The 19,298-nt window shown below is 70.0% G+C and carries 16 protein-coding genes; 13 read left to right on the top strand and 3 right to left on the bottom strand.

All coding sequences use genetic code 11. The features are described 5' to 3' along the window. The first annotated feature begins 56 nt into the window (after positions 1 to 56). The 6 genes from GF068_RS25280 (at position 57) to GF068_RS25255 (ending at position 7,158) form a co-directional block, all read left to right on the top strand. Positions 57 to 806, top strand: a complete 750-nt coding sequence (locus GF068_RS25280; RefSeq protein ID WP_153822026.1) for a cysteine hydrolase family protein — start codon at positions 57 to 59, stop codon at positions 804 to 806. A 19-nt stretch (positions 807 to 825) separates the two neighbouring features. Continuing rightward, positions 826 to 1,830 (top strand): L-threonylcarbamoyladenylate synthase, encoded by a 1,005-nt coding sequence (locus GF068_RS25275; protein WP_153822025.1) that lies wholly within the window; start codon positions 826 to 828, stop codon positions 1,828 to 1,830. 60 nt (positions 1,831 to 1,890) lie between these two features. Next, positions 1,891 to 3,198, top strand: a complete 1,308-nt coding sequence (locus GF068_RS25270; protein WP_153822024.1) for a YcbK family protein — start codon at positions 1,891 to 1,893, stop codon at positions 3,196 to 3,198. Between the two features lie 48 nt (positions 3,199 to 3,246). Further along, positions 3,247 to 4,431 (top strand): hypothetical protein, encoded by a 1,185-nt coding sequence (locus GF068_RS25265; RefSeq protein WP_153822023.1) that lies wholly within the window; start codon positions 3,247 to 3,249, stop codon positions 4,429 to 4,431. A gap of 21 nt (positions 4,432 to 4,452) precedes the next feature. Further along, the gene (locus GF068_RS25260) at positions 4,453 to 6,507 is read left to right on the top strand and encodes a PrkA family serine protein kinase (protein WP_153822022.1); all 2,055 of its coding nucleotides are present in this window, start codon (positions 4,453 to 4,455) and stop codon (positions 6,505 to 6,507) included. A 225-nt stretch (positions 6,508 to 6,732) separates the two neighbouring features. After that, positions 6,733 to 7,158 (top strand): hypothetical protein, encoded by a 426-nt coding sequence (locus GF068_RS25255; RefSeq protein ID WP_153822021.1) that lies wholly within the window; start codon positions 6,733 to 6,735, stop codon positions 7,156 to 7,158. Between the two features lie 6 nt (positions 7,159 to 7,164). On the opposite strand, the gene GF068_RS25250 is transcribed toward GF068_RS25255, so the two are convergent. After that, complete coding sequence (locus tag GF068_RS25250) at positions 7,165 to 7,443, bottom strand: hypothetical protein (protein WP_153822020.1); 279 nt, start codon at positions 7,441 to 7,443, stop codon at positions 7,165 to 7,167. A 181-nt stretch (positions 7,444 to 7,624) separates the two neighbouring features. Here GF068_RS25250 and GF068_RS25245 point away from each other — a divergent pair, with 181 nt between their 5' ends. Further along, positions 7,625 to 8,068, top strand: a complete 444-nt coding sequence (locus GF068_RS25245; RefSeq protein ID WP_153822019.1) for a hypothetical protein — start codon at positions 7,625 to 7,627, stop codon at positions 8,066 to 8,068. Between the two features lie 12 nt (positions 8,069 to 8,080). On the opposite strand, the gene GF068_RS25240 is transcribed toward GF068_RS25245, so the two are convergent. Continuing rightward, on the bottom strand, positions 8,081 to 9,124 hold the full coding sequence (locus tag GF068_RS25240; protein ID WP_153822018.1) for an alpha/beta hydrolase: 1,044 nt from the start codon (positions 9,122 to 9,124) through the stop codon (positions 8,081 to 8,083). Between the two features lie 292 nt (positions 9,125 to 9,416). Between GF068_RS25240 and GF068_RS25235 the strand changes: the two genes are divergently transcribed. Genes GF068_RS25235 through GF068_RS25225 form a run of 3 tightly spaced genes read left to right on the top strand, consistent with a single transcriptional unit; the run spans position 9,417 to position 15,185 of the window. Continuing rightward, a complete protein-coding gene (locus GF068_RS25235) occupies positions 9,417 to 10,322 on the top strand; it encodes a hypothetical protein (RefSeq protein WP_153822017.1) in 906 nt (301 codons plus the stop codon). Between the two features lie 19 nt (positions 10,323 to 10,341). Then, positions 10,342 to 14,883, top strand: a complete 4,542-nt coding sequence (locus tag GF068_RS25230; RefSeq protein WP_153822016.1) for a sigma 54-interacting transcriptional regulator — start codon at positions 10,342 to 10,344, stop codon at positions 14,881 to 14,883. Then, positions 14,880 to 15,185: a hypothetical protein gene (locus GF068_RS25225; protein ID WP_153822015.1), complete on the top strand. Its 306-nt coding sequence runs from the start codon at positions 14,880 to 14,882 to the stop codon at positions 15,183 to 15,185. Before GF068_RS25230 ends, GF068_RS25225 begins: the two co-directional genes overlap by 4 nt. 9 nt (positions 15,186 to 15,194) lie before the next feature. Here the strand turns inward: GF068_RS25225 and GF068_RS43710 are convergent, their stop codons facing one another. Next, positions 15,195 to 15,626: a DUF4377 domain-containing protein gene (locus GF068_RS43710; RefSeq protein ID WP_170319665.1), complete on the bottom strand. Its 432-nt coding sequence runs from the start codon at positions 15,624 to 15,626 to the stop codon at positions 15,195 to 15,197. Positions 15,627 to 15,926: 300 nt separating this feature from the next. Here GF068_RS43710 and GF068_RS25215 point away from each other — a divergent pair, with 300 nt between their 5' ends. The 3 genes from GF068_RS25215 (at position 15,927) to GF068_RS25205 (ending at position 19,167) form a co-directional block, all read left to right on the top strand. Beyond that, positions 15,927 to 17,102 carry a M12 family metallopeptidase gene (locus tag GF068_RS25215; protein WP_170319664.1) on the top strand — a complete coding sequence of 392 codons (1,176 nt, stop codon included), beginning with the start codon at positions 15,927 to 15,929 and terminating at the stop codon, positions 17,100 to 17,102. Between the two features lie 40 nt (positions 17,103 to 17,142). Then, a complete protein-coding gene (locus GF068_RS25210; RefSeq protein ID WP_153822013.1) occupies positions 17,143 to 18,105 on the top strand; it encodes a Uma2 family endonuclease in 963 nt (320 codons plus the stop codon). 393 nt (positions 18,106 to 18,498) lie between these two features. Continuing rightward, on the top strand, positions 18,499 to 19,167 hold the full coding sequence (locus GF068_RS25205; RefSeq protein WP_153822012.1) for a hypothetical protein: 669 nt from the start codon (positions 18,499 to 18,501) through the stop codon (positions 19,165 to 19,167). Positions 19,168 to 19,298 lie beyond the last annotated feature (131 nt).

Genomic DNA, 19,298 nt, shown 5'->3' with positions numbered 1-19,298 from the left:
CCGCCTCCGCCGTGGGTTCGTCCGCGCGGACGTGCTACGGAAAAAGAGCACGTTCCATGGTGGATCGGCTCGGCAGAGAACGGCTCCTCGAACTCGCGCTCGCGGGCACGCCCGACAGGGCCCTCGCGTCGCTCACGGCCGCTTCGCCCGAGGACCAGGCCGATCTCGCCCTGCTGCGCGAAGAGCTCGCGACGCTCGCGCTCGCCGCGCCCGCCGTCGAGCCGCCCAAGCGGCTGCGCGAACGCCTGCTCGCCACGCGCCCGCGTCCGCGCGGCCCCCGGCGGCCGGTGCTCGTGGTGCTCGACATGATCAACGACTACCTCACGCCCGGCCGCCCCCTCGAGGTCCCGCGTGCGCGAGAGGTGGTCCCGGCGGTGAAGGAACGCATCACGTGGGCGCGCGACAGACACGTGCCCGTGATCTACGTGTGCGACGCGCACGAGCCCGACGACGAAGACTTCCGCGACTGGCCGCGCCACGCCGTCCTCGGCACCGAGGGCGCCGACGTGTGGCCCGAGATCGCGCCTTCGCCCGGCGATCACGTCGTGCACAAGCGGACCTACAGCGCCTTCACCGGCAGCTCCTTCGGGCCCCTGCTCGACGAGCTCCACGCCGATCAGCTCATCCTCACGGGCTGCGCCACCGAGATCGGCATGTTCGCCACCGCGAAGGACGCGCTCGAGCGTGGGTACGTCGTGACGATCCCGCCCGACTGCCAGGCGGGCATGAGCGCGGTCGCCGAGCAGGTCACGCTCGTCACCCTCGCCGCCCTCGCGCCGTTCGAGCCGCGTTACCTCCGCGCTTGATGCGCGCCCGCCTTGCTCCATGATCGCGCCCGCCGTGATCCGCACCGAGCTCCTGCCCTTCGACCCGCCGGCCGTCGCGCGCGCGGCCGCGCTCCTCCGCGGCAAGCGCCTCGTCGCGTTCCCGACCGAGACCGTCTACGGCCTCGGCGCGCGCGCCGACGAGAGCGAGGCCGTGCGTCGCATCTTCGAGGCGAAGGGTCGCCCCGCGACGAACCCCCTCATCGTCCACGTCGCCGGTGTCGCCGAGGCGCGCGCGCTCGCCCTCGATTTCCCGCCTGCCGCCGAGCGCCTCGCCGAGCTCTTCTGGCCGGGCCCGCTCACGCTCGTGGTCACGCGCCGCCCGGGCGCCGTCGCCGACGAGGTCGCGGCCGGCGGACCCACGGTCGCCCTTCGCGTGCCAGCGGCTCCCGTCGCGCGCGCGCTCCTCGAAGCGTGCCGCGTGCCCGTCGCCGCGCCGAGCGCCAACCGCACGACCTCGCTCTCTCCCACGACGGCCGAGCACGTCCTGAAATCGCTCGGCGGCCGCATCCCTCTCGTGCTCGACGGCGGCCCTTGCCGGCACGGCATCGAGTCCACGATCGTCGACGTCTCGCGGAGCCCCCTCGTCCTCTTGCGCCCGGGCGCCGTCTCGCTCGACGAGCTCCGCCGGCACGTCGACATCGTCGATCCCGGCGCGATCACCGTGCCTCTCGACGAACGCGCGCCTTCGCCGGGCACCTCCGCGCGGCACTACGCGCCCCGCGCCGCGCTCGTCGTCGTGCCTCCGGACGACGCGCTCGCCGAGATCGCGAGCCGCCGCGCGCGTCGCCTCGTCACGGGCGCGGTCTTGCGCGCGCCTGGCGCTTTGCTCGAGCCTCCCGTCGAGATCTTGCCCGCGGACCCCGAGGGGTACGCGTCCGCGCTTTATGCGGCGCTCCATCGCCTCGACGACGCGGGCTGCGACAGCGTCGTGGTCGAAGCGCCTCCGGCGGGGCCTGCGTGGGCGGCCGTCCACGACCGCCTCCGCCGCGCCTCTGCGGCTTGAGCGCGGGAATTGCTGACGCCCCCTCGCGGGTTGTGGCAAAACGGGGAGCGGCTCTCTGGGATGACGAAGCTCGTAGTTCGTTCGGAAAAGACCTCGCACCGTCCCGCGCACACGAGGCGCGGCTCGACGCGGTCCCTCTTCCCCGCGCTCGGCCTCGCGGCGCTCGCGACCGTCGCCGCGGCCGAGGCCCACGCGGGCCGGCTCCTCGATCTGCCGCCCAAGCTCTACACCTTCAAGCTCGACGACCCGTCCGCGCCGCGCCTCGGCTTGCTTCGTTCGTACCAGAACGCCGAGATCGAGCGCCCTGGCCCGCTGCGCCGCTACATCTGGGGGCCCTTCGGCCAGTGGCGCAACGAGCCCTGGTGGCAGCTCGCGTGGCGCCCCGTGCACACCGCCGGAGACGCCGCGGACGAACCCCACGACGAGGAGGACGACCTCCACGCGTTCGGCGCGGGCCGCGTCCGCCTCCTCGACGTCGAGCCAGGGTCCGGCACGTTGCCCGTCTTTCGCGCGGCCTCCGGGAACGGAGAGCTCCTTCGCATCGAGCCCGACGTCGTGCCTGCCTGGACCTTCAGCGGCCTCGATCCGGCGCGCGCGCCGCTGCTGCTCGCCTCGACCGGGCCGAGCTTCGTTTCGAACGGCTTCGACTCGCTCTGGGCGCCTCCGCCGAAGCCCGTCCGCGACTGGCGTTGCCGTCGTCGCCCCGTGATCTTCGTGCGCGGCACCGGCGAGCGTGACGTCTTTCCGCTCGTGCGTTGTGACGGGTCCGTCGCGCCCGAGGCCCTCGATCGCCTCTCGATCATGATGCGCCCGGCCGACGTCGCGCGTCCTGGGGATCTCCTCCCTGACGAGCCCGATCCCGAGGCCACGCGCAAGGGTGAGTGGATCACCGACGTGCGCCTCGTGCACCCGCGGCTGCTCTGGGCCCTGCAGAAGATCGCCGACGCCTTCCCCTGGCGGCCGATCTACATCTACAGCGGCTATCGCCCCGGCGCGAAGGTCGCCGGCACCGGCCACCAGAGCATGCACGCGGCGGCGCGCGCGGCGGACATCCAGATCCACGGCATCCCGAACGCGACCGTCTTCCAGATCTGCCGCAAGCTCGACGACGTCGGCTGCGGCTTCTATCCGAACAGCAAATTCGTCCATGTCGACGTGCGCCGGCCCGGCACGGGGCACGCGCTCTGGATCGACGCCTCCGGGCCGTCCGAGCCTCCGAAGTACGTCGACTCCTGGCCCGGCGTGATCGAGAAAGGCGGCATGGCCTGGGCGCCTGCGCAGGCCACGCCGGGTGTCGTGGAGTGGTCCTCACGCCTGCCGTCCGGGGCGAGCATGCCTGCGCCGCCGCGGTACGGCGGCCCGCCTTGACGAGCCGCGAGCGAGCCACGGCGCGAAGAATTCGTTACGATCCACCTCGTGCGCGCTTTGCTTCGTTGGCTCCTCCTCGGCGGCGTGCCCCTCGGCGTCGCCCTCGCGCCGCTCGCGTGTGACGACACCGGCTACCCCGAGATCATCGTGGGTCCGGGCAACTCGGGCGACGGTGGTCCTTCGTTCGACGCCGCCGGGCCCGACGCGCTGCTCGACGTCGACGGCGGGGACGCGGACGCGACGGACGCGGCCTCTTCGCCCGTCTTGATTGGCCTCACGCCGACCCCCGTGGGTGATGGTCCTCCGAAGCCTGGTGACGTCATCGCGGCGCGCCTCGGAGCGCTCGCCCTCGGCGCGCGGGCCACCATGGTGCGGCGCACGCCGCTCGAGCTCGCCGCGGAGGGTGGCGTCGCGAAGCTCGTGGAGGAGACGGGCTTCTTCACCCAGCGTGGCGTCGTCGTTGGCTTCTCGCTCGTCGTCGTGGATCGTTCGGTCGTGTTCCTCCCGCCCGAGCTCGTGGAGCTCCCGTGGAACGCGCCCGAGGTCCTCGCGTACACGCGCGCGGCGATCGACGTGGCGTTCTCGGCGCTCGGCGGCGCGGCGCGGTTCGTCGTGCTCGGCCGTGACGTCGACGTCCGCCTCGCCGAGCGCCCTGACGAGCGCGTGGCCTTCGAGCTCTTCGCGAGTGACGTGCTCGGCTACGTCCGCGCGCATCCGCTCGCGGCGCCTTCTGTCCGCGTGGGCGTGGGCTTCTCGTTCGAGGGCGTGCATGCTCCGGATCCCTCGTTCGTGCAGCTCCTCGATGCGAGCGACGTCGCGGTCGCTTCGTACTTGCCTCGGCTCGGGGGCGTCGAGGTCGGTCCTGCGAGTGACTTCTCCGCGCATGCCGACGCGCTCCTCGAGCGCGCCGCGGACAAGCCTCTCGTGCTCGAGTCGGTCGGGTATCCGAGCTCGTCCGTCGTCGGGGGATCGCAGGACAAGCAGGCGCTTTTCCTCGAGACCTTCTTCGGCGCGCTCGCGCCTCGGCGTGATCGGTTCGTGTTCGTGAACGTCGAGGCGCTGCACGACCTCGGTCCCGTCCGGTGCGGAGAGCGCGCGGCCGTCCTAGGCGAGCCTGTGGACGGCGCGTACGCAGCTTACGCATGCTCGCTCGGTCTCTACACCGAGCAGGGTCAGGAAAAGGCCTCATGGAAGGCGTTCCTGAACGGTGCGGCGGCGTTCGCGTCACCGTGATCCGTGTTGTAAGGTATCCCCATGGGCGACGCGCAAAGTCTCGTGGGGAAGATCGCGGCGATGCAGGACTACGCCCTGTATCGCGACCTGTCTTGGGAAGGGAGCTTCGAGGAGTACCTGTCTCTCGTTCGCAAGCAGCCGCAAGTCACGCGCAACGCGTTCCAGCGTGCGTACGACATGATCATCCGGTACGGCACGGAGGAGTACACCGACAACAAGAAGAAGCTCGTCCGTTACAACTTCTTCAAGGACGAGCTGAACGGCGGTCAGGACGCGATCTACGGCCTCGACATCCCGCTCATGCGCCTCGTGCACGTGCTCAAGGCGGCGTCGGAGGGGTACGGCCCGGAGAAACGCGTCATCCTCCTTCACGGCCCGGTGGGTTCGTCGAAGTCGACGATCGCGCGCCTGATGAAGAAGGGCATCGAGCAATATTCGATGTCGTCGGACGGCGCGCTCTACACGTTCGACTGGGTGAACCTCGACGGTGTGGGCATGGCGGGCCCGGAGAGCGGCCGCTTCAAGTGCCCGATGCACGAGGAGCCTCTGCGCCTCATCCCGCCCTCGTGGCGCGAGCGCGCGATCAAGGAGCTCGAGCTCAGCAACCCGACGTTCAACGTGCGCGTCGACGGCGACCTCGATCCGGCCTGCCGCTTCATCTTCAACAAGCTGATGGAGCGTTACGGCGGCGACTGGGGCAAGGTCATGCAGCACATCCGCGTGCGGCGCCTCGTGCTCACCGAGAAGGACCGCATCGGCATCGGCACCTTCCAGCCGAAGGACGAGAAGAACCAGGACTCGACCGAGCTCACGGGCGACATCAACTACCGCAAGATCGCCGAGTACGGCTCGGACTCGGATCCGCGCGCCTTCAACTTCGACGGCGAGTTCAACATCTCGAACCGCGGCATCGTCGAGTTCATCGAGGTCTTGAAGCTCGACGTCGCGTTCCTCTACGACCTGCTCGGCGCGTCGCAGGAGCACAAGATCAAGCCGAAGAAGTTCGCGCAGACGGACATCGACGAGGTCATCCTCGGCCACACGAACGAGGCCGAGTACAAGAAGCTCCTCTCCAACGAGTTCATGGAGGCGCTCCGCGACCGCACGATCAAGATCGACATCCCGTACATCACGAAGGTGTCGGAGGAGATCCGGATCTACGAGAAGGACTTCAACAAGGAGAAGATCCGCGGCAAGCACATCGCCCCGCACACGCTCGAGGTCGCGGCGATGTGGGCCGTGCTCACGCGGCTCGAGGATCCGAAGAAGCACAACCTCTCGCTCGTGCAGAAGATGAAGCTCTACGACGGCAAGGTCCTGCCGGGCTACACGCAGGACACCGTCAAGGAGCTGCGCAAGGAGGCGCCGCGCGAGGGCATGGAGGGCATCAGCCCGCGCTACGTGCAGGACAAGATCTCGAACGCGCTCGTCAACGACATCGGCGAGGGCACGATCAACCCGTTCATGGTCCTCTCCGAGCTCGAGAAGGGCCTGCGCCACCACTCGCTCATCTCGAGCGACGAGCAGCGCAAGCGCTTCGGCGAGTGCATCGGCATGGTGAAGCGCGAGTACGAGGAGATCGTCAAGAACGAGGTCCAGCGCGCCATCAGCGCCGACGAGGACGCGATCCAGAAGCTCGCGGCGAACTACATCGACTCGATCAAAGCCTACACCCTCAAGGAGAAGGTCAAGGATCGCTTCACCCGCGAGGACGTCGAGCCCGACGAGCGGCTCATGCGCTCGATCGAGGAGAAGATCGACATCCCCGAGAACCGCAAGGACGACTTCCGCCGCGAGATCATGAATTACATCGGCGCGCTCGCGGTCGACGGCAAGAAGTTCGAGTGGCACACGAACGACCGCCTGCGCCGCGCGCTCGAGCTCAAGCTGTTCGAGGATCAGAAGGACGCGATCAAGCTCCAGACCCTCGTCTCCAGCGTCATCGACAAGGAGACCCAGGAGAAGATCGACATCATCAAGACGCGGATGATCAAGTACTTCGGCTACAACGAGGTCTCCGCGCGCGACGTCCTCGACTACGTCGCGAGCATCTACGCCCGCGGCGACACCAAGTAGCCGGCGCGCCCGCGTGTCCCCGAAGGCTCCTCGCTCTCCCGAGCGGGGGGCCTTTTTTATTCATGCCGCGCTGCGCCGCGAGCGCCCCTCCGCCCTCGAATACGCGCGAAACGCCGCAAAACACGGCGCTGCGCAGCCCCCTTCGCGCTGCGCAAAACCATTTTCGCGCCTATCGTCGCGGATCTTCCCATTGGGTCCTCCGCGCTCCCCTGTTATAGATCGGGCATGCGACGCCTCGGCGCGCTCCTTGTTTCGTCCTTGCTTCTCTTCGTCGCGGCCGGCTGCGGGGGATACCTCGGCAGCGCGCAGCGCGCATATCAGGACGGCCGTTACCTCGAAGTGGCCGAGGAGCTCGGCGAGCACGAGGGCGAGGTCGCCAGGCTCTCGCCGCGCAAGCAGGTGAGCTACGGGCTGTATCTCGGGCTGTCGCTCTTGATGCTCGGGGATCGGGACGGCGCCGAGCGCTGGCTCGCGTTCGCCGAGGAGATCGAGGCCAGGCAGCCCGGCACCTTGCGGCCCGACGAGAAGCGCGAGCTCGAGGTGGCGCGGGTGCGGCTCGCCAGCGTCGAGGCCGAGGACAAGGCAAAGGCGAGCGAGGAGCCCGCCGAGGACGGGACGCTCCTGCAGAACGTCCGCCAGACCGAGCCCTGAGCGGGGCTACTCCGCGTCTTTTTCGATCCTGGCGCGCAGCCGCGCCACGTTTTGCTCGAGCGACGAGACGATCCGCTTGAGGTCCCGCACCTCGTCCGACGTCGCCAGGCCCATCGACTTGGCGAACGCTTCTTTTTGCTCCGTCGTGAACGTCGAGACCCGTCCGGGCATGCTCATCGCCGTCATCACGAGCTTCATGAAGCGCTCGTCCTGCATGAGCTTCGCGACTTGCGGGCTCCCCGCGAGCTTCATCCCTTCGGAGACGATCCGATCCTTGATGGACATGGACGGAGCCTAGAGCATCAAACGTTGCGGGGCGAGCCCCCGGGGTGCAGCCGAGGCGGCGCCGCTCCCCCGTCCTCCCATAAATCGTTGGTTCGATTTGCGTTTGTGGTTACGTTTGTCAGAGTCTGCAGAGCCATTCGCGCCGGATATTTACGGCGCGCCTGCTGGGGGAGGGGAGCGAATGCAATCGAAGGGCCTCGCCAACGGCCGTGCACCGGGCGGCCGTGATTCCGAGGACGATCCGCCGTCGACGCAGCCCACGACCGCGCGTTCCGTCGGGGCGCCGTCCGATTCCACGGTCCTGCTTTGTGTCCAGGTCACGCCCCCGGACGCCCGGATATACCTCGACGACATGCTGATCTCCGTCGGGCCACATCGCGGGCGTATCCCCTGCGAGCTCCGCTGGCGGATCCTCCGCGCCGTCGCGCCGGGGTACGTCCCGTGGGCCGAGGTCATCATGCCGGTCACCGACATCACCGTGGCCGTGGCCCTCGGGCGAAAGGCGCAATCGCTGCCGCCGCCGCCGCGCCCGATCCGCGTCGTCCTCCGCCAGCCGGAGGAGCCCGCGCCGGATTCGGCGCCCCCTTCCTCCACCGATCCGCTGGCGATCACCGTCGGCTGGTGATTGCATTTTCTTTCAATGGGCGGCGCGTGCGCCGAGCCACCGCGTGAGCAGCGGCCAGACGGTCTGCGTCGAGCGGCTCCCCATGATCAGATCGATGTGACCTTGCGGGAATACGCGGTACGTCTTGTCCCGCGAGCGGCTCGATCGATACGCCGGCTCGACCGACGCGGGCGGCGCGAGGTCGTCGCTCTCGCCGGCGATCACCAGCAGCGGCACGTCCGCCGCCTCGAACCCCTCCACGAATCCGGACAAACCTCCGAGCCGGTGCCCGCTCTGCCGCGCCTCGGCCGCCGCGAGGAACATGTTCCGGAGCACCGTGATGCTGCCGCTATCCATCGCCAGCGACATGTGCTGCGCGAGCACCACGGGCTCCATCGATCCGGGCCGGAAGCCGCGGATCGGCAGCGGGAAGACGGGGCTCTCGACGAGCACGCGGGCGAGCCTGACGACCTCGCCGACGGCGCGCAGGCCGAGGGCGCCGTGCCCGAACGACATCCGCCGGTCCACGGCCAGGAGGACGTGGCCGGCCAGCGTGAGTGGGAGCGAGCCGCGCGTGAAATGGTACGGGCTCCCGAGCGTCACCACCCCGCCCACCGCGCCCTCGGCGATCGACGCCGCCGCGTAACTCACGAGCCCGCCGAGCGAGTGTCCCACGAGGAAAACGGGCCTCGGTCCTGCGAGCTTCTGCACCTCCTCGAGCGCCCAGGGGACGTCCTGCTCGACGAACTCGCTCACGTCCGTGGGCCGCCGCGCGCCGAGGTGCCGGGAACGCCCGTGTCCCCGCAAATCCAGGTTGAAGACGTCGAAGCCCTCGCGGGCGAGGTAGTTCGAGAGGCTGCGGGCGGGCAGATGCCAGGCGTACCGATTCTGCCCGTAGCCGTGAATGAGGAGCACGCTCCCCCGCGTGCCGCCGAGCTCCGCCGAGCGCTTTCGTACCATCGCCAGCGGGACCCCGTCTCCGGAGTCTCCGCCCCGCACGATGCACAGCTCTTTGACGAAACGCCCGCGCGCGTCGCGATCGATCGCCTGTTCGACCCGGATCTGGTGCAGGATCATCGGTGCCCTCCGATTACCTACAAGAATGTGCCGAGCATGCAACGGGCCGAGCACGCCTCGGTCCCTCGTTGCCCCGCGCGAGCCGCGCGTTTCTCGGGAAAACCGGGAAGCCCCGCGAGGGATGGCCCGTAATGGCCGGCGCGGGCCTCTTGTCGTGTTGGTTGTATTACGCTCCGGGCCGTCTCTGCGGGGTTCTGGGTGATGTGGGGGCGTCGAATGGCCTTTCAAGACGGGCGGGCTCGTGTACTGTCTCGGCGTTCTCCTTCCTCGAACACAGGACGAAAGAGCGCCCATGTCCCGCAAGGCCCTGCTTTCCCCCGTCGCCCTCCTGACACTCGGCGCGTCCCTCTTCGTGGCCGGATCCACGTTCGCCCAGCCCTCCGAGGATGGGTTCGACAAGGACCCCGAAGATACGATGGCCGCAAAGGCGAACGACAAGGAGGAGGCGAAGGCCGGCGACGAGATGCCCGGCGAGAAGGAGAAAAAAGCGGAGGACGGCGGCGCGTCCGGGATCTGGGACACGAAAGAGGACCCCACGAAGGCGTACCGGTACGTCGGCGTCCGCTACCGCCACGCCATCGTCCCGAAGGCGATCCTGAACATCTTCACCGACGGCGGCGCCACGGTGCACGTGCCGATGGGGGGCCTCGAGTTCGGCACGCGGCGCGACCGGCTCGAGTACATCTTCTCGCTCTCGTACGCGGATTACTCGTCGGGCGAGATGCTCTTCAAAGGCAAGGGCCAGCCCGACATTTCGTACGAGCGTGTGCGGAGCGACCTCGCCGTGATTTTCGGGAAGGTCGAGATCCTCTACGAGGTGCCGCTCGACGACCGCAGCCGCTTCTCCTTGCTCTTCGGCGGCGGCGTGGGCATCGGCGGCGTGATCGGTAACCTCTATCGGACGCAGGTCTACCCGGGCTCGGGCAACGATCCCGCGGTCCCGTCGCAGTGGAACGACTGCACGTCGTTCGGCGTCCCGAACGGCGCCTATTGCGAGGTCGACAACGGCCACTTCGGCGACTACAGCGAGCCGAGCTGGGCGAGCGGCGGGTCTTTGCCGCTGGTCTTCCCGTGGATCGCGATCCCGCAGGTGAGCTTCCGCTACAAGCCCATGAAGATGCTGCAAGCGCGCGCCGACCTGGGCTTCGCCATTAGCTCGGGCGTCTACTTCGGCGCCAGCATCGACTACATTCTCTGAGGAAAGAGGCCCGGGAACGTTGCAGCTCCCGCCCCGATACGAGCCCATCGCGCCCCTCGGAAAAGGCGGCGGCGGAGAGGTGTGGTCGGCCAAGGACCGCATCACCGGCGTGACCGTCGCCGTGAAGGTCCTCGCCGAGGGAGCGAGCGAGCCGGAGATGCTCGCCCTCGTGCGCGAGGCCGTCGCGCTCTCTGGCCTCGAAGGCCTCGGCGTGCCGCGTATCCTCGGCTTCGGTCGCCTGCCGAAGAGCCGCCGCGCGTACCTCGTGCGTGAGCTCGTCGTCGGCGAGAGCCTGGCCGATCGGTTCGTCGAGCCGGAGGCGCCGCTCGACATCCTCGGCGCCATCGCGCAGGCCGCCGATCAGCTCACGCGGCTGCATCGCGCGCTCCTGCTCCACGGCGACCTCAAGCCCGCGAACATCATCGTCGGGGCCGGCGGCAAGGCGACGCTCGTCGACCTCGGGCTCGCGGCGAACCTCCGCGACGTCGGCGAGCGGCCCTCGGGCCTGACGCCCCGGTACGCCGCTCCGGAGCTGCTCTCGGGCGCGCCGCTCGGCGTTCGCGCGGAGATCTACGCCCTCGGCGTCACCCTGCGCGAGGCCCTCGCCGCCGTGGGACCTTCGCTCGATCCGGCCGTCGTCGTGGCCCTCGAAGACGTCTGCCGTCGCGCCACCGCGACCGATCCGACGAGCCGCTTCCCCAGCGCGGACGAGCTCGCGAGCGCCATCCGCCGCGCCGCCTCCTTGCCGATGCCCGAGGCCTTCGCCCCGCGTGACGCGCTCGTCTGGCCGATCGTCGGCCTCGACGAGCACGCCGCCGCGCTCGACGCGCAGGTCGAGGGCCTGCGCGCGGGCGGCGGCATCGTGGTCACGGGTTTGCCCGGCGCCGGCAAGAGCACGCTCCTCCGGCGCGTGGCGTGGTGGCTCGGGGTGAAAGGGCGCGCGGTCGCCTGGGTCGAGGCCGCGGTCGCGCCCGATCCGGGGCAAGCGATGGACCTCGAGCTCGCGGGCACGGAGGACCCGGACGATCCGATCGTCCTCGTCGACGACGCCGATCGCCTGGCCAAGCCCGACCTCGAGCGCCTCGCCGCGCTGCGTGAGGCCGGCGCTCGCCTCGTCGTGACCTTCGATCCCGAGCGGCTGCCCAGCTTGCCGGGTCCGACGCTCGAGCTCTTCGCCGTCCCGCCGCTCGAAGAGTCACGCGCGCGTGATCTCGTGCGCTCGGCGATCCCCTCGCTCGGCGACGTCGTCGCGGATCACGTCGCGCGGCGCGCGGGGCATTTGCCTGGCAAGATCCGCGCGATCGTCGAGGCGATCGCGCGTGCCCCCGTCGCGAGCGCCGCGGACGTCGATCGCCTGCTCGCCGAGGAGGACGAGCGCGGCTCCGATCGCGAGCGCGTCGTCGAGCTGCTCGACAAGGGCCACGTCGACGAGGCCGCCGAGGTGCTCGCGCGCCTCGAAGACGACCCCTCGCCGGCCGTGGCGATCGCCCGCGCCCGCCTCTTCACGAGCCGCGGCGACGCCATGCGCGCGATCGCCGAGCTCGAGCGCGTGCACGACGAGGCCCTCGCGGCCGACGCCGAGATCGCCGCCTCGTATTGCCTGCACGCCGCGCGCGCGCTGCTCCGCGCCGGCGACTACGCGGGCGCCGAGACCCAGGCGAGCTCCGCCGCCGAGCGCACGGGCCTCTCGGCGGCCGCCGATGACGCAGCACCCTTGCCCCGCGCGGAAGGTCGCCGCGCGCTCGCCATGCTCGCCATCGCCGCCGACGCGCTCGCCGTCTCGGGCCTCGCGCAGAGCTTCTCCTCGCGGCACGACGACGCGAAGAGGACACTCGCGCGCGCCGTGCGCCTCGCTCGTGCCGTGGCCGAGCCGCGTATCCTCTCGGTCGCGCTCGGCTCGCTCGCGTTCGCGCTCCAGCGCGACGACCAGCTCGACCCGGCGAAGGCCGCCTACGAGGAGGCGCTCGCTGCGGCCGAACAAGCGGGCGACGCGGGCAGCGTGGCGACCACGCGCCTGAACCTCGCGGGCATCGCCAAGGCGCGTGGTGACCTCGCCGCTGCGCTCATGCACCTCGAAGCCGCGGTCGACATGGGCCACCGCTCGGGCCGCGTCCCCACGCTTCGCCAGGCGCTCCTGAACCTCGCGAACCTCGAGCTCTACCTCGGCAGGCTCGCGCGGGCGCGCGTCTCCATCGATCAGCTCGCGCTCCAGCGCAGCGAGCTCGGCCCGAGCCAGCGCGCGCAGCTCCTCTCGCTCGAAGCCGAACACGCCGCGCGCTCGGGTGATCCCGCCGCGGCCGAGCGCCTCTGCCGCGCCTGCGCCGAGAGCTGGGAGAGCCTCGGCCGAGGCGTCGACGCGGCCGAGGCGCGGCTCGAGCGTGTGCTCGTGGCGCCTGCGTCTCCGGGCGACGACGCGGGCGAGCTCGAAGAAGAGATCGAACGTGCGGTCGCCGCGCTCGGGGGTGGCTCGGCGCATCGCCCGCTGCTCTCGCTCGCGCGCGCCCGCGTGGCGACGCTGCGCGGCGACGAACGGCAAGCCGCGGCGCACTGCGAGGAGGCGCTCGAGGCGGCGCGCGCCTCCGGCCAGAAGGACTTCATCGCCCGTGCCCTCGAGGCGCGCGCGGCCCTGCACGAGGACGGCGGCAAGCCCATGCTCGCGCGCCGCGACCGCGAGGCTGCGCTCGCCGTGCTCGAGGAGATCGCCTCGGTCTTGCCGCGTGACCTGCGCGAGGTCTTCTGGGACGACCCCCGCCGCCGCGCCTTGCGCGCCTTCTGCATGCCCTCCGTGCACACGCCGCAGACCTCGGCGCCGCTCGTGGTCCCGGCGAACGCCTCACCTTCGAGCACGCTCGCGGTCCGCAAGGCGCCGACCGAGGAGCGCCTCGCGCGTATCCTCGAGATCAACCGCGCGATCGCGGGCGAGGTCGACCTCGCGCGCCTCCTCGAGAAGGTCACCGATCATGCGATCGCCCTGCTCGGCGCCGAGCGTGGCTTCGTCATCTTGAAGAGCGCGCAGGCCCCGAAGGACGAGGCGGAGCCTTCCGCTGCGCTCCCCTTCGCGCTCTCGGTCCACGCCTTCCGCGGCCGCGAGGGGGAAGACCCGCACGCGCGCTTCTCCCAGTCGATCGCCGAGCGTGTCGTGCACATCGGCGAGCCCATCGTCACGGTGAGCGCGCGCGAGGACGCCCGCATGGCCGGGTACGTCTCGGTCCACCAGCTCATGCTCCAGTCGATCGCGTGTGTGCCCATCCGCGCGCGTGGCGGCGAGGTGATCGGCGCGCTCTACCTGGAGACGCGCCTGCGCCCGGCGATGGGCTTCACCGACGAGCTGCCCACGCTCGTCGCGCTCGCCGATCAGGTGGCCATCGCGATCGAGACCGCGCGCCTCGTCGGCGAGAACGCGCGGCGCGCGCGGGAGCTCGAGAAAAAGAGCGAGGAGCTCGAGCGCGCGAACCGCGACCTCGAAGCGGCCCGCGCCGAGCTCGAAGAGCTGCTCGGCCAGCGCACCGAGGAGCTCAAGGCCACGAAGCGTGACCTCCGCTCGGCGCGCGCCGTCATCAAGGGCCACTTCGGCTACGAGGGCCTCGTCGGACGCAGCGAGGCCATGCGCCGCGTCTACGCGCTCATCGATCGCGTGAAGGACACGGACATCCCCGTCCTCGTCATCGGCGAGAGTGGCACGGGCAAAGAGGTCGTGGCCCGCGCCATTCACAACGCGGGCCCTCGCGCCAAGAAGCCCTTCGTGGGCATCAACGTCGGCGCGATCCCGGAGCACCTCCTCGAGAGTGAGCTCTTCGGCCACGTGCGTGGCGCCTTCACCGGCGCCGACCGCGATCGCCGCGGCCTCTTCCGCGAGGCCGAGGGCGGCACGATCTTGCTCGACGAGATCGGCGAGATGCCGCCGAAGATGCAGGCCGGGCTCCTCCGCGTCCTTCAGGAGAAGGTCGTCCGACCCGTCGGCGGCGCGCGTGAGGAGCCCGTGAACACCCGCGTGATCGCCGCGACGCACCGCGACCTCGTGGCGATGACCGCGGCGGGCACCTTCCGCGAAGACCTCCTCTACCGCCTGCACGTCGTCGAGGTCCGCGTCCCGCCTCTGCGCGAGCGCATCGAGGACATCCCGATCTTGATCGACCATTTCCTCGGCATCTTCGCGGCGCGGTATGGTCGGGAGCGCCGGAGCGTCTCGCGGCCCGCGCTTCGCCGGCTGATGGCGCATGGCTGGCCGGGCAACGTGCGCCAGCTCGAGAACGTCCTCTTGAATGCGTGGGTGCTCTCCGATCGAGCGGAGCTCGAGCCCGAGGACTTCGAGCTCCCGGAGGCGCGCCTCGGCCAGCGCCCGCCGCCGCCTGCGCCGGAGGGCCTGCGTGACGGCCCTGCGCGCGCTTCTGCCGAGGCCTCGCGCAAGCTCAGCTCGCTCGAGGCGCACAAGGCCGACGAGCGCGAGCGGATCCTCGCGGCGCTCCAGGCATCGAACTGGAACCGCGTGAAGGCCGCGCGCCTCGTGGGATTGCCGCGCCGCACGTTTTATAGACGCCTGAAGGAGTACGGAATCCAATGACGACCCAGGAGCAGCCCGGCAACCTCGCCGCATTCGTGGACGGCGTGGCCCTCCCCGACGACCAGGCGCGCGACCTCTGGAAGCGCTTCAGCGAATGGATGGGCGAGCACAAGGGGGACATGGCGGGGTTTGGCAAGCAGAACGGTTACACGCAGATCACGCCTGAATACCGGGGCGGGCGGGCCGTGCTGATCGCGTATACGAAGGAGCCTCCGCCCGCGCCGCCGCAGAAGAAGCCGGCGGGGAAGGGGGGCGGCGGGGCTCGTCGGGGTGGGGGCGGAGGCCGTCGCGGACGACGGTAGATTCGTCGCTTACGGCTCGACCTTCTCCTTCGACACGATCTCGACGAGCTCGAGCCTGCCCGACGGCCCATCCGCCCTCGGCCCCGTCGCCGCCAGAGGCGCCACCCTGAGCTCGTAGGTGTAGCCCTCCTCGTAGGAAAACCCCTCGATCTTCCCATAAAAGAGCTCCCATTCCGCGTCCGCCGACGCGCGGACTTGCATGCACCGCATCGGGCCTTCGCCCTCGCAGTCGACCCGCTGCTCGCGCACGAACAGCGTCTTCTGCCCGGGTTTCGCGGGTGATTCTTTCGCCTCGCTCGTCGGGACGGGTGGCGCGTCGGGGTTCGCCTCCTCCGTGGTCGCGCCGACGGGGACGGTGGCGCTGCTCTGCGTCGCGCTCGGCTCGCAGGCGGCGGTGAAGAGGGCGGCGCTCAGGAGCGCTTGACGCAATGCGGAGGCCATGGCGCGTGGAGCGTACCTCATTCTTCGATCTCCCGCGCGGATTTCCTGGAATCTTCGGGCCACGCCTGGAATAGTTCGAGCATGGGCGAGGGTCTCCGTTCCGTTTGTGGTGCGCTCGTGGTGCTCGTCTCCCTCGCGGGGTGCGGCAAGAGCTCTCCTTCGTACGCGCCGGCTCGAACGGCAGGCCAGCCTTCCGGCACATGGACGGGCGCCTCCCAGGCGTCTCCCCAGCAGGCCGAGGTATACCGTCCTGCCGCGCCGCGGCATATTGGCAGCGCTTTTATCTACCTCGCCAACAACGTGTCCAGGCAGCTCGTGGGTTTTGACGTCGTCGACGGCCTGGCCGTCATGGAGGGCGACATGATGCTCGGCCCGGCGACGCTCGTGCCCTTCCGTCATGGGATGCCGCAGCGCCCCGCCGGGGACGTCAAGGGCGCGATGGGCGTCGCGAGCCGCGCCGACCTCTGGCCGCGGGGTGAGATCCCTTATGTGATCGACGGCTCCGTGCACCCCTCCACGGTCGAATCGATCCACTGGGCCGTCGCGCACTTGAACACCACCCAGCTCCGCCTCCGCCCCCACGCGGGCGACGCTGATTACGTGGTTTTCCGCAGCAGCGGCGCGGGCAGCGGGTGCAGCTCGTACGTCGGCCGCATCGGGGGCCCCCAGGAGATCGAGGTCGCCGACTGCGGGCGCGGCAGCGTCGTCCACGAGGTCCTGCACGCGGCTGGCTTCTATCACGAGCAATCGCGCAATGACCGCGACCAGTTCATCACCGTCATGTGGGACGACATCGACCCTTCGTATCGGTGGAACTTCGAGAAGAAGGGCGGGGCGGGGCAGGACATCGGGTCCTACGATTACCAGAGCATCATGCATTACTCGGCCCGCGCCTTCAGCCGGACCGGCCGGCCGACGATCGTCCCTCGCGACCCGAATGCGAAGATCGGCCAGCGCGAGGGCCTCTCCCAGCTCGATCGGGCTGCGATCGGGGCGCTCTACGGCGACGGCGGGGGGCCGGCGTTGCCCGTGCCGCAGCCGACCCTGCCTTTCCCCGGCACCTCGTTCCCGTTCCCGATGGCGGGGTTTCCTCTGCCGAGCCTGCCCTTCCCCACCTCGTTCCCGCTGCCCACCACGACCACGCCCGCGCCTGCGCCTGCGCCGCCGCCGGTCCCGGCCGCGCCGGTATCGTTCACGGGCACCTATTCGAGCACGCGCGGGCCGATGCAATGCGCGGAGAACACCTCGATGGTGGCTTGCAGCTTCCAGGACGGGGGCGCGCAGGGCCGCCTCGATTGCGTGAAGGACGCGGGGAGCGTCGCGCTCTCCTGCACCTGGATGACGTTCGTCCCGCGCCCCGGCGCCGGCCGCGCCTCGCTCCGGCGCGCCTCCACGTCGGACCCGAACCTCGCCGGGACCTGGGGCAATCTCCAGAGTGAAGCCGACGGCGGGCGGTGGGACGCGACGCGGCAGTGATTCGCGACGGCGAGGGGAGGGACGTGGTATACCCTCGCGCATGGCACCTCCGGCCGAGAAGCCCGAAGACGTCCTGCCCGAACCGCCCGTGACGCCGTCGGAGGAGGCGTGGCGCGGGATGACGCCCGAGGCGCGGCACAAGTTCCTCGTCGAGGTGATCGACGCGCTCTCCGATCCTCGGCTCACGATGGGCGACGGCCGGCCGCACTTCAACGCCAAGCGCCGGGCGACCGACCGCCTGCGCAGGCACTTCGACGCCCTTCATCGCGTCATCTACCTGGCGGAGGAGATGAACGTCCTCTACCCCGGCGAGCGAGCCTTTTGCCCGGACATCCTTGCCGTCCTAGACGTGCCTGAGCCCGAGGACGACGAGCGCATGGCGTGGGTGGTCGTCGATGAAGGGCGGGGGATCGACCTCGCGATCGAGGTCGTCTACGAGGGCAACCGGAAGAAGGATCTCGTGGACAACGTGGAGCGATATGCGCGCCTCGGGATCCCCGAGTATTTCGTCTACGATCGCAAGAGGCAAGACCTCCGCGGGTATCGCCTCCCGTCACCGGACGCGCGTCGTTATCAGCGCATCGTGCCGCAGGGCGGCCGTCATGCGTCGGGCGTGCTCGGTCTCGACCTGGCGATCGTGGACGGCAGGCTCGAGTTTTTTTATGGGATGGCCGCGATCTTCGGGACCGAGGACCTCATCGGGCGGCTCCAGGGCATGATGCAGAGCCTGGAAACGAAGGCGGAGCAAGCGCGGACGGAGGCGGAGCAAGCGCGGACGGAGGCGGAGCAAGCGCGGACGGAGGCGGAGCAAGCGCGGACGGAGGCGGAGCAAGCCCTCACGAGCCTGCACGACAGCCTGCTCGCCATCGTCGCGGCCCGGGGGATCTCCTGCTCGGCGGGTGACCGCGAGCGCGTCCGGTCCTGCACCGAACCCGAGACGCTCCAGCGCTGGCTCGTCCGGGCCGCGACGGTCGGGTCGATGGCCGAAGTGCTCGCGGAGTAACTTCGATCGAGCAGACTGCCGCGTGCACCGCGTGCAAACGGGTCTCGTGACGCTTCGAAACCCCTTTGCACGCGGTGCAGACGGGTCTCGTGATGCTTCGAGACCCCTTTGCACGCGGTGCAGACGGGTCTCGTGATGCTTCGAAACCCCTTTGCACGCGGTGCAGACGGGTCTCGTGACGGTCCGAGACCCCTTTGCACGCGGTGCAGACGGGTCTCGTGACGCTTCGAAACCCCCTTGCACGCGGTGCAAACGGGTCTCGTGACGCTTGCTCGGGAAGTTTCCGTCGGGAGTGTGCTCTCCGGGCATGGGCGCCTGGGTCGGATCGTCTAATGGGGCAGTTCGTGATGAGCCCCACGGCGTCTCCGACGTCTCCCCATTCTGGAGGTTTCCATGTCTCATCCCCGCAAGATTCAGCCCACCCAGCCCCTCGACGAGGTCGACGGCGAGGTCTTTTTCACCCGCTCCGGCCTCAAGGCCGACCCTGACGCGTACGATCTCCTTCCCCTCACGGACGGCTGGCTCGCCAAGGTCGACGTCGTGCGAATGAAGGAGCGCGCGGCGCGCGAGGCGCAGGCCGACGCCGACGCCGCGCGGATCGTCGCCAACGGTCGGCTCGACGCGGCGTGCGAGCGGTTCGGCGACGATCTTTACCTCGCCGTGAAGAAGAATCGCTCGTCGGCGCGGTGGACCCAGTTCTTTTCGAGCACGCGTACGGTGAGCAAGTTCGTCCGCCAGGCATTACCAAAGCAGGTCACGCGGGTGATCGGCTGGCTCGATTCGAAGGATCCGGTGCTCGACAAGCACCGCGCCGACCTCGAGCCCTGGGCGAAGGCCGCGGACGCCGCGATCGCACAGACGGCGGCCGTGTCTACCGTGCGCGGCGAGGTTCGGATCGGGCGGGAGGAGCTCGCGGCGGACCTCACGCGCGAGCGTGACGAGCTGCACGACGCATTGACGGCCCGCGCGCGGGAGCGAGGATTGCCGCGTGATTGGGCGGGTCAGTTCTTCCGGAAGGTGAGCCGGCCGGAGGCGGTGGAGGAGGAGACGGCGGAAGGCTGAGCCGATTCGCCAGGTGATCGAACCTGGCGAGCTCGCCATTCCGGCGCTCAATCGTGCTCCTGCCGAGCGGAGGCTCTGTCCCGCCCCCCCGGTTTGGCCCTCCAGCCACCCCCGCCCCCGCTCCCCCTCCC

The sequence above is a fragment of the Polyangium spumosum genome (assembly GCF_009649845.1).
In the GTDB taxonomy this organism is placed as follows: domain Bacteria; phylum Myxococcota_A; class Polyangia; order Polyangiales; family Polyangiaceae; genus Polyangium; species Polyangium spumosum.
This window is presented reverse-complemented; position numbering and strand designations above follow the sequence as displayed.

Coding starts and splice junctions, on each gene's coding strand:
- GF068_RS25280 (WP_153822026.1), top strand. CDS start 57: ATGGTGGATCGGCTCGGCAGAGAACGGCTCCTCGAACTCGCGCTCGCG.
- GF068_RS25210 (WP_153822013.1), top strand. CDS start 17,143: ATGGCACCTCCGGCCGAGAAGCCCGAAGACGTCCTGCCCGAACCGCCC.
- GF068_RS25235 (WP_153822017.1), top strand. CDS start 9,417: ATGTCCCGCAAGGCCCTGCTTTCCCCCGTCGCCCTCCTGACACTCGGC.
- GF068_RS25245 (WP_153822019.1), top strand. CDS start 7,625: ATGCAATCGAAGGGCCTCGCCAACGGCCGTGCACCGGGCGGCCGTGAT.
- GF068_RS25225 (WP_153822015.1), top strand. CDS start 14,880: ATGACGACCCAGGAGCAGCCCGGCAACCTCGCCGCATTCGTGGACGGC.
- GF068_RS25275 (WP_153822025.1), top strand. CDS start 826: ATGATCGCGCCCGCCGTGATCCGCACCGAGCTCCTGCCCTTCGACCCG.
- GF068_RS25240 (WP_153822018.1), bottom strand. CDS start 9,124: ATGATCCTGCACCAGATCCGGGTCGAACAGGCGATCGATCGCGACGCG.
- GF068_RS25255 (WP_153822021.1), top strand. CDS start 6,733: ATGCGACGCCTCGGCGCGCTCCTTGTTTCGTCCTTGCTTCTCTTCGTC.
- GF068_RS25250 (WP_153822020.1), bottom strand. CDS start 7,443: ATGTCCATCAAGGATCGGATCGTCTCCGAAGGGATGAAGCTCGCGGGG.
- GF068_RS25260 (WP_153822022.1), top strand. CDS start 4,453: ATGGGCGACGCGCAAAGTCTCGTGGGGAAGATCGCGGCGATGCAGGAC.
- GF068_RS25205 (WP_153822012.1), top strand. CDS start 18,499: ATGTCTCATCCCCGCAAGATTCAGCCCACCCAGCCCCTCGACGAGGTC.
- GF068_RS25270 (WP_153822024.1), top strand. CDS start 1,891: ATGACGAAGCTCGTAGTTCGTTCGGAAAAGACCTCGCACCGTCCCGCG.
- GF068_RS43710 (WP_170319665.1), bottom strand. CDS start 15,626: ATGGCCTCCGCATTGCGTCAAGCGCTCCTGAGCGCCGCCCTCTTCACC.